This window comes from uncultured Clostridium sp. (assembly GCF_900547735.1).
Lineage (GTDB): Bacteria > Bacillota > Clostridia > Lachnospirales > Lachnospiraceae > Otoolea.
This window is the reverse complement of sequence record NZ_URHZ01000125.1, coordinates 1-9,496: the sequence shown is the minus strand read 5'-3', so window position 1 is coordinate 9,496 and position 9,496 is coordinate 1. Positions and strand designations below refer to the sequence as shown.

At 50.5% G+C, this 9,496-nt stretch carries 7 protein-coding genes; all 7 read right to left on the bottom strand.

Translation table 11 applies throughout. The features are described from left to right. Positions 1 to 238 precede the first annotated feature (238 nt). The 7 genes from QZT18_RS22775 to nrdR all read right to left on the bottom strand — a co-directional run bounded on the left by QZT18_RS22775 (position 239) and on the right by nrdR (position 9,323). Positions 239 to 3,400 (bottom strand): SNF2 helicase associated domain-containing protein, encoded by a 3,162-nt coding sequence (locus QZT18_RS22775; protein WP_294151915.1) that lies wholly within the window; start codon positions 3,398 to 3,400, stop codon positions 239 to 241. 62 nt (positions 3,401 to 3,462) lie between these two features. After that, entirely contained in the window at positions 3,463 to 5,244 is a 1,782-nt protein-coding gene (gene argS / locus QZT18_RS22770) for an arginine--tRNA ligase (protein WP_294151913.1), read from the bottom strand. A gap of 33 nt (positions 5,245 to 5,277) precedes the next feature. Next, positions 5,278 to 5,970, bottom strand: a complete 693-nt coding sequence (locus QZT18_RS22765; protein WP_294151911.1) for an N-acetylmuramoyl-L-alanine amidase family protein — start codon at positions 5,968 to 5,970, stop codon at positions 5,278 to 5,280. A 219-nt stretch (positions 5,971 to 6,189) separates the two neighbouring features. After that, positions 6,190 to 6,747, bottom strand: a complete 558-nt coding sequence (gene efp, locus QZT18_RS22760) for an elongation factor P (RefSeq protein ID WP_294151909.1) — start codon at positions 6,745 to 6,747, stop codon at positions 6,190 to 6,192. Positions 6,748 to 6,881: 134 nt separating this feature from the next. Next, positions 6,882 to 8,309: a shikimate dehydrogenase gene (gene aroE, locus QZT18_RS22755; protein WP_294151906.1), complete on the bottom strand. Its 1,428-nt coding sequence runs from the start codon at positions 8,307 to 8,309 to the stop codon at positions 6,882 to 6,884. Beyond that, on the bottom strand, positions 8,293 to 8,850 hold the full coding sequence (locus QZT18_RS22750; protein WP_294151902.1) for a YqeG family HAD IIIA-type phosphatase: 558 nt from the start codon (positions 8,848 to 8,850) through the stop codon (positions 8,293 to 8,295). The genes aroE and QZT18_RS22750 overlap by 17 nt, the downstream gene beginning before the upstream one ends. Next, entirely contained in the window at positions 8,850 to 9,323 is a 474-nt protein-coding gene (gene nrdR / locus QZT18_RS22745) for a transcriptional regulator NrdR (protein ID WP_294151899.1), read from the bottom strand. The genes QZT18_RS22750 and nrdR overlap by 1 nt, the downstream gene beginning before the upstream one ends. Positions 9,324 to 9,496: the final 173 nt, after the last annotated feature.

The following is a 9,496-nucleotide window of genomic DNA, read 5'->3' as shown; positions in this document are numbered from 1 at the left end:
GTTTCTCACGAAGCTAGCATCCGCTGCGCAGTCCACAAGCGGGAGCGAGTCCCCGCAGGAATTTTTTTCTCCTGGATTCCCCCTCACCACACCCTACAACCGGGACTGAAGACTCATAACCCCCCTCCCACTCCCCCGTCCGCCGTCTCACAGAGGCGTCCTCGCATCTCAATTAAATCCTCACACAGAACTGGCCGCCCCGAAGATTGGGGCGGCCAGTTCAATGTTTCCTTCCATATTAACTTAAAATCCGTATCAGTTCCTCTCTGCTGAGCTCGCCCAGGGAAACCATTCCTTCCGTCACGATCTGATCGGCCAGGTTTTTCTTCGCTTCCTGGAGGTTTAAGATATTTTCCTCTATCGTGTCCTTCATAATCAACTTATAAACCGTCACCTGCCTGCTCTGTCCGATGCGGTGGGCGCGGTCCGTCGCCTGGTTCTGTGCGGCCACGTTCCACCACGGATCGTAATGGATCACAATGTCGGCCGCCGTCAGGTTAAGCCCCGTGCCGCCCGCTTTCAGGGAAATCAGGAAAACAGGCACCTCATCGCGGTGGAAGGCACTCACCATCCGGTTCCGCTCCTCTTTTGACGTGGATCCGATGAGCAGATGGTAAGAAATCTCTTCTTTTTTAAGCCTCTGTCCGATAATCGCAAGCATGGAGGCGAACTGGGAGAATAAGAGAATCTTATGTCCCGATTCCACCGCCGATACAATGAGGGAAATGCATGTTTCCAGCTTGGCCGACTCCCCGCTGTATCGTTCAAAGCAGAGGGAGGGATCGCAGCACAGTTGTCTCAGTCTTGTAAGCTCGGCCAGTATCTGGAGTTTTCCGCCGCCCTCCACCGCCTTTTCATCTTCCTCAAGACTCTGGCGGAGTTTCAGGGCCGCCGCCTGGTAGAGAGTCTTCTGTTTGCCTTCCGGCGCCGAGTAAACCACCTTTTCCATCTTATCGGGCAGTTCCTTCAGAACGTCCTTTTTCAGCCTTCTCAGGATAAACGGGCGGATCATCCTGTGGAGATTCTCAAGCGCTTCCCCGCTCTGTTCTTTAACAATCGGTATCTCGAACATGGTTTTAAATTTGCGGTAGGTAAATAAAAATCCCGGCATCAGGTAATCGAAGATACTCCACAGCTCACTGAGCCTGTTTTCCACCGGAGTACCCGTCAGGGCAAAACGTGTCACGGCTCTCACGGCTTTGACCGCTTTCGCACTCTGGGTGGATGCGTTCTTGATATACTGCGCCTCATCGATCACCTCAAATCGGAAGGTGTGTTCCATATAAAACGGCAGATCCCGTTTGAGCAAATCGTAGGATGTAACCACCACATCATACTCCTCTATATGCTCCAGCTCCTTCTGCCTCTCGGCCTGCGCCCCGGTCACCAGAAGCACCTTAAGCGAGGAGGCGAATGCGGCAATCTCGTGGCCCCAGTTGTAAATGAGCGATGCGGGGCAGACCACCAGGGAGACGCAGTCCCCGTCGTCTTCTTTCCGTCCCTCCTTCTCGGACACCAACAGCGTAATCATCTGAAGCGTCTTTCCAAGGCCCATATCATCGGCAAGGATACCTCCGAACCGGTATACATCCAGCATTTTCATCCAGACAAAACCGGCTTTCTGGTACTCTCTGAGCACACGTCCCTGCTCGTCCGGCGGTTCATAACCTACGGTTTCCGAAAGCTGAAGATCCCTTACAATCGTCTTGAAAAAGCTGTCCCTGGAAAACGGGATATGCCCGTTCTCCCTCACCAGGCTTTCCAGGTAAAACGCCCGGTAAACCGGCAGCTTGATGACACCCGACTGAAAATCGTTTTTCCCGAGAGAGAGTCCGTCTGAAAGCTTCAGAAGCGTAAGAAGCCCATCGTCGTTCAGGCGCAGGAAATCTCCGTTTTTCATCCTGCAGTACGGCTTCTTCTGCCGGTATTCCGAAAGAATTCTGGCCATCTCCGCAGAAGTCATCCCCTGCGCGTCCACTTTAAGGTCAAGCCAGTTTCCGTTGACGGAAACTCCCAGGGATATTCTGGGCGGTTCCAGCACTCTTATGTTTCTGACATTCTCGGAAACCCACACTTCACCGATTTCCCGGAACCGGTCCATCCCCTCGCTCAAAAGGCGGTAGATGGCATCCTCGTCCTCCCGGATTACCAGATGTTCCCCATTGTTCTCCCGGTATTCAAAGTATTTCGTTATCAGACGGCTGACTCTGAACTCTCCCGGCACATCCCTGCAGATTTCCTTTGGAATCCGTTCATCATCCAGCGGGTGAAATGAGAAGTCTCCATAGGACAGAATCGGTTTCAGGGCAATTTCCCCCGGCTCGCTGCTGTCAAACTCAAACCTGGCCTTCAGTTCTCCCGGTCTGTACTGTTCCCAGTCGATCCCCTCCGTCTTCAAAAGTCCCGCCTCGTCAAGTCCCTTTAAAACCCTCTCATAAAAGAGCGGGATGTCCCTCTCATTTACCCTCACCCTGCGTGTACCGCCCGGTTCGGATAAAATGTGTTTTAAAAATAAGGTCAGGATTTCCGTACTCTCCCGATCGCAGCAGTACAGGCTGTTCTCATCGGCCACATAGAGGCTTTTTTCTCCCTGAAACGCCATCAGCTCCTCCGGCACCGAAATCTCGATTCCCTCCCTGCCAATCCGTTTCGCGTGGATGTAGAAGGCCGGTTTTCCCTTAAGAAGCAGAAGTTCCCTTCGGTGCCCCTTGTAATCCTCCGCATCAATCACATTTCCTTCCATGATTGCGAAAAACCGGTCACAGGCCGGTTTACTCAGGAAAATGGTATTCAGAAGCGGCACCGTGGTATTTGTCCTCTTTCTGATATCTTCAAAATGTTCCTTATAGATCCCCGTCTCTTCAATCACCATCTGAACAAGCGGACGGCTTTCCGGCGTAAAGGCCGAAAGGCTGTGCTCAAAGGCAAGTCCTTTCCCGTACTCCACCCGTTTTCCCGTCCTGACCGCATCGGAAAATGCCCCCAAATCCTTAATCAGATACTGCCGTTTCTCCCTGATGCGGCACTCCAGGGAAACGCCCCTGTGCCCCACGATGAGGCGCGGCACCAGGCTTACGGTCTCTGAAATCTCTTCCCCCATAATCCGGGCAACCTCACGGTTTGTATACTCGCGGATCATCGTCCTGACGGACGGCGAAGTCAATATCGGAATGCTCCTGTTCTCCCGTTCTCTGGCTCCGTATTCCTTTAGCAATGTCCGGCCGTGCAGGCACGCTCCCTTATAGGAATTTCCCTGTGCACAGGTACAGTGGTAATCATAAATTTCCCCGTTCTTAATGAAGATTCTGGTGTTGTATGTCCCGTCACCGTCTTCCACCACCGCCTGAACACGAACTTCTCCCTTCCAGAACGTGTCAACTGCCATATCCCTGATATTCAAAATGACCCCTCCAATAGATAGACAGGCGGCTTCCTCAGTGGACAGCCGCCTGTAAAAGCATATTACATGTGTTCCGGAGACTCCATTCCCAGAAGATCCATACAGGTGTCCAGCACCTCTTTCGTAAGTGTGATAAGGCTGATAAATGCAGCCTGTTTTTCAGCATCTTCCTCGGCAATAATTTTGTTCTCCAGATAGAAATTGTTAAAGGCATCCGCAAGATCGGACATATACTGGCAGATCTTGTGGGGCGCCGTCTCGTTAAAGGCCGCTTCAACCACTTCACCGAAACGGCACAGTTCCAGTTGAAGTTCTTTCTCGGTCACCGAGCAGGCCGGACGGATCGGAGCTTTCGCGGCGTCGGCGCCCTTAAGCTCCGCATATTTTTCCAGGATGGACTTGATTCGGACGATCATATACTGGATATGAGGTCCTGTGTTGCCCTCAAAGGAGATGAAACGGTCTACGTCGAATACGTAATCCTTTGTCGCCTGGTTTGAAAGATCCCCGTATTTCAGAGCAGCAAGTCCAACGATCTCGGCGGTGCGCTGCATCTCATTCTCCGGGACCTTCTGTTTTTCCTGAATCTTCTTATAGACTTCCTCATTAATTCCCTTAATCAGGGTCTCCAGACGCATGACTCCGCCGTCTCTCGTCTTAAACGGTCCGCCTTCCTTGCTGTTCATCGTACCGAAACCAAGGAAAATCATCTTTGTATCTTCCTTCACAATTCCGGCCTTCTTTGCAACGCGGAATACCTGGAGAAAATGAAGATCCTGGCGTTTGTCCACCACATAGATATAGCGGTCCGGTTTATAATCTTTCTCCCTCTCAATGAGCGTAGCTAAATCTGAGGTTGCATAGAGAGCCGCTCCGTCGGACTTTCTCACGATACAGGGAGGATATTCCTTTGTATCGCCTTCCTGCGCCACATCCACCACGAGAGCTCCCTCACTCTCATAGGCAATGCCTCTTTGAATTAAATCGTCAATCAGACCCGGAATATAGGGCTGGGCATCGCTCTCACCTTTCCACAGGTCGAAGTAGACATTCAGGTTATTATAATTCTTCTTCAAATCGGCCAGAGAAACATTCATGATATGTCTCCAGATAGCACGGTACGGCTCGTATCCGCTCTGAAGCTTAAAGGTGGCCTCCTGGGCCCTCTCCTTAAATGCCTCTCCTGCTTCCGTCTTTTCCTTTGCTTTCGCGCTTGCCGCCGGATAAATATCCTCCAGCTCGGAAATGGTAAACGGCGCTTCGGCCGGGTATTCTCCCTTGAAGTTCTCATCAAAATAAGGAAGTTCCGGTTTTCTGTCGCGGAGCTCCTCAATAATCAGGCCCATCTGAAGGCCCCAGTCACCCAGATGCACGTCGCCGATGGTCTTATGTCCCATATAACGGCTGATGCGTTTAATGCTCTCGCCGATAACGGCCGCACGCAGATGGCCGACATGAAGCGGCTTTGCAACATTGGCTCCGCCGTAGTCCACGATAATCGTCTCAGGCTCCCCGGCCTCCTCAAGGCCGTATTTCCCGTCCCCGGCTATCCTGTTGACGTAATCCGCCAGGTATTCCGGATTCAAACGGATGTTGATAAAGCCGGGCATTACCGCATTCAGCTCGGAAAACATCGGGCTGTCCTTTAACTTCTCCACCACCTCGTTTGCAATGTCAATCGGTTTCTTTTTATAGGCCTTAGCTGCCGCCATAGCGCCGTTACACTGATATTCACAGAGATCCGGGCGGTTGGACAGGGTCACGCGGATATACTTCTCATCGTAACCGCAGCCTGTGAACGCCGGCTTGAATTCTTCTATGATCAGGTCAACTATCTTTTTCATCGGATTAATCTCCTTCTATAATATCGCCTTTGCTTATCGCATCGCTTTTTTCACATCTTTTTTAAATTTCTTCCAGGCATCCTCATTCTCTGCAAAGTTCTTCGGACATGCTTTTCCCGTCACATCGTAGTGGCGGATGACGTCCTTGGAACTCAGATCCAGCTCCTTGCAGAGCCAGGCCGTCAATTTCACCAGCGATTCATACGTCTCCTCGGTAAACTCCCCATCCTCGCCGGGATGGCAGCATTCGATGGAAATCGTATCGGAATTGCGGTTATTGGAAGCGAATGATTTCTCGTCAACGGGTATGCACTGGATAATCTCACCGTCCAGCCCGATGACAAAGTTGCTGCTCACCGATGTCGTATTACTGCCGCTCTGGTTCTTCAGGCTCTCAAAATAATCCCTGTTCTGCTGGGCCGTAGTTCCCGGGTTACCGATGTAGTGAATGACAATCGCATTCACCGACGCCAGTTTCGTACCCGGCCTGGAATATGGGTTCACCGATAAAAACTGCTGGTCAATCCACTCCGGCGCCTTGATGGCGCTCAAATCAATCGGTTTTCGTATGGTTGTCCCCCGTAACAGCCATCCCGTCCCGGTTCCCAGAATAAACGCAATAATTCCTATGGCACAGCGGATTATGAGCCTTCTTCGGATCAACTGCCTGCGTCTCAACTCTTTCGCGTTGTCTGCATGGCGGCTTTCTCTTCTCTCCTTCTCCATCCGTTCCTCTCCTCTTTTGTCCTTAACCCACTTTTCACCTTAACGGTGACCCGTCCGCTCTCAGAACGGATTACCGCCTTCAATCAGCGATAACCTGTACGCTCTGCGCACAGGTCTCCGTCATCAATCAAAAAGAACTGCTGTAAAATCTCGCTCGTCTCCTCCGGATATTTTACAGCAGCTCCCTTTCCTTATGGTAGCCGTTCAGTTAAACTTCTATTAAACTCTGGACAGATACTCACCCGTACGTGTATCAATCTTGATTTTGTCTCCCTGATCTACAAATAACGGAACGTAAACGGTAGCTCCTGTCTCAACAACAGCCGGTTTCGTAGCTCCCTGAGCCGTGTCGCCCTTGAATCCGGGCTCTGTATCCGTAATTTCCAGTTCTACAAATAGCGGAGGTTCTACAGAAAATACTTTGCCATTGTAGGAACAAACCTTGCACATCTCATTCTCTTTGACAAATTTCAGAGCATCGCCAATCGTCTCTTCATTTAACGCTACCTGCTCATAGCTATTTACGTCCATGAAATGAAACAGATCGCCGTCGGCATATAAATACTGCATGTCCACTCTGTCGATTCTGGCTGCCGGGAACTTCTCAGTTGGCCTGAACGTTCTCTCCACAACGCCGCCGCTCATTACATTTCTAATCTTTGTTCTAACGAATGCAGCACCCTTTCCAGGTTTTACATGCTGAAATTCCATAATCTGAAAAACGTTACCTTCAATTTCCAGTGTGATACCGTTTCTAAAATCGCCCGCTGATATCATAAATGATACTCCTCCTTGAAATTCTCTTAATCTTTTTTATTTTATACTATAATACCCTGTTTTTCAACTACTTTTTGACGAATCGCGTCTAATTCACCGTGATCCCTGTTCCGGCTGCCGGTTAAAAACCGGTCTTACTGCTTGCCGTCATAGACCGGCGTCTCTTTTTCCAGTTTTTCAATCGCCTTTACCACCTCGGGGATATCGATTCCGTCAACCTCCAGCGACTGATGGGAACTTTCCTCATAGATAGGGTTGCGCTTTTCAATCAGCACCTCCACATTCTCCCTCACATCGCTGCCCTGAAGGAGCGGTCTGGTGGTGTCGCCCTTAAGTCTTTTTAAAACCGTATCGGCCGTTACACGCAGGTATACGACGCGTCCCAGTTTTTTCAGGAGCTCTCTGTTCTCCTTGCGAAGGGGAAGTCCGCCGCCTACGGACAGAATCATCCTCTCACTTTTGTTTTCCCTGTTTGCCACCAGCTTTTTCAGAAGCTCCGTCTCCATCTGGCGGAAGGCCTCCTCGCCTCTCTCGGCAAATATATCGGAAATGCTGGTTCCGGCTTCTTCCCTAATCAGATAGTCCGTATCCACCATGGTAAGTCCGTGTTTCTTTGCGTATGCTTCGCCGACGCAGGTCTTGCCTGCGCCCATAAATCCGATGAGAATAAGATTTGCCTTCCATGCCGCGGCTTTCCGGCTGGCAGCCAGACGCTCTTCTATCGTCGTTCTGGCTTCGGAGATCGTCTCCTCGTCCACCTTTACGCCCGGGTTCCACAGTTCATAGGAGATCACTCCCTGATAAAGCAGCATGTTCAGTCCGTTGATTGCACGGCCGCCGGCCGCCTCCACATGCTCCATGAACCTTGTCTTCGCCGGTGTATAAATCACATCGACCGCTTCCCCTACTTTCTGATAGAAAGCAGGATCTTCGATAGGAGCCACTCCGACATTCGGATGCATTCCCACGCTGGTCGACTGGACGGTAAAATATTTGCCGTCGGGAATTTTGCCGTGGTCCGCCAGAGGAAGCGGCTTAACCACATCCCTGCCCACCAGTCGATTGACCCAGTCCGTCAGCGCTCTTGCCTTCTCCTGGCTCCGGTTCAGCAGATAAATGACGGAAGCGCCCTCCTTGGCCATCATATAGGCGGCGGCCTTGCCCGCGCCGCCCGCGCCGATCAGGATACAGGCCCTGTCTTTGATTACAATTCCTTCTTCTCTCACGGAACGTAAAAGTCCGGGAACATCGGTATTATACCCTTTATATCCGCCGTCCATCCGCACCAGTGTGTTGACGGCGCCGATATCCGCGGCAGTCTCATCAATTTCCTTCAGATATTTCATAACAGTCTGCTTGTGGGGGACCGTTACATTCAGCCCCAGAATATTCAGGGCATACGCACCCTCCACCGCCTGTTCAAGCTTTTCTTCCTTCACCTTATACGGAACATATGCCAGATTCACTCCAGTCCTCTTTGCATAAAGATTCTGCAGCAGCGGAGACATGCTGTGCTCCACCGGGTTGGCTATAATTCCGCATACTCTAGTTTTTCCGTCCATACTCACTATCTCTTCCTCTTCTGAATTTTTCTTTTTTCTCTGTCTTTCTTTTGTCTCTATTGTAAAAATAAAGCACAATCCATTCCAGACGGCGCTTTATGACAATCTGAATCTCTTCTTTCGGATGAATCGGTTTGACCAGTATCCCGTAAATCCCGAGACGGTTGGCGCCGTAGACATCCGTAAAAAGCTGATCACCGACAAAAAGCGTAGACGCTCTGTCCGTCTTCATCAGTTCCATTGCCTTTTTATATCCCTTCATTCCGGGTTTTCCCGCCTTATAGAGATAGCGCGACCCGACCTGGGATGCAAAGGACGACACCCTGGGCTTCTTATTATTGGACATCAGGCAGGTTTCCATCCCCATCTTCCGAAGTCTTTGAAAAAGGGCCACGGCCCTCTCATCAGCCGGGGCCCCGTGCGGTACCAGGGTATTGTCAATATCGAAAATAACGCCTCTGATTCCCTTTTCATAGAAATCCTCATAAGGGATGACGTAGGCCGAATCCACATACTCTTTTGGGTAAAATGCATTAAACATCAGACTATCCTTCCGTCCGGTTTATTCTGGAGAAGCTTTCCAAGCTCTTCCATAAATGTGTTGACATCCTTAAATTCCCGGTAAACGGAGGCAAATCTGACATATGCAACCTCATCTAAATCTTTCAGCTTGTCCATCACGAGCTCACCGATGGCGGATGTACTGATCTCCTTTTCTTCCATATTAAAAATCTTATTCTCAATCGCATCGATCAGAGAAACGATCTGCTGCGGGGATACCGGCCTCTTGTGGCAGGAATGGAGTACACCGGCCTCAATCTTGGCGCGATCATATACTTCCCTCGTATTGTCTTTCTTGATTACCATTAACGGAATCGTCTCAAGCTTTTCATAGGTGGTAAACCGTTTGCCGCACGTCTCGCACTGCCGGCGGCGACGGATCGAGCTGTTATCATCAGCAGGGCGGGAATCGATCACCTTCGTGTCTGCTGCATTGCAAAATGGGCATTTCAATTGTTTTTCCTCCTGACACAAATAATTGTGTTTATTTTATCGCAATGGGGAGGGATATGCAAGCAAAAAGTGGATTTTGTTAGAAATGAGGGCCTGGGGGAGACGGATGGGGGAGGTTATGAGTCTTCAGTCCCGGGCTGTAGGTTGTCGCGGGTGGGGAATCCGGGCAGAAA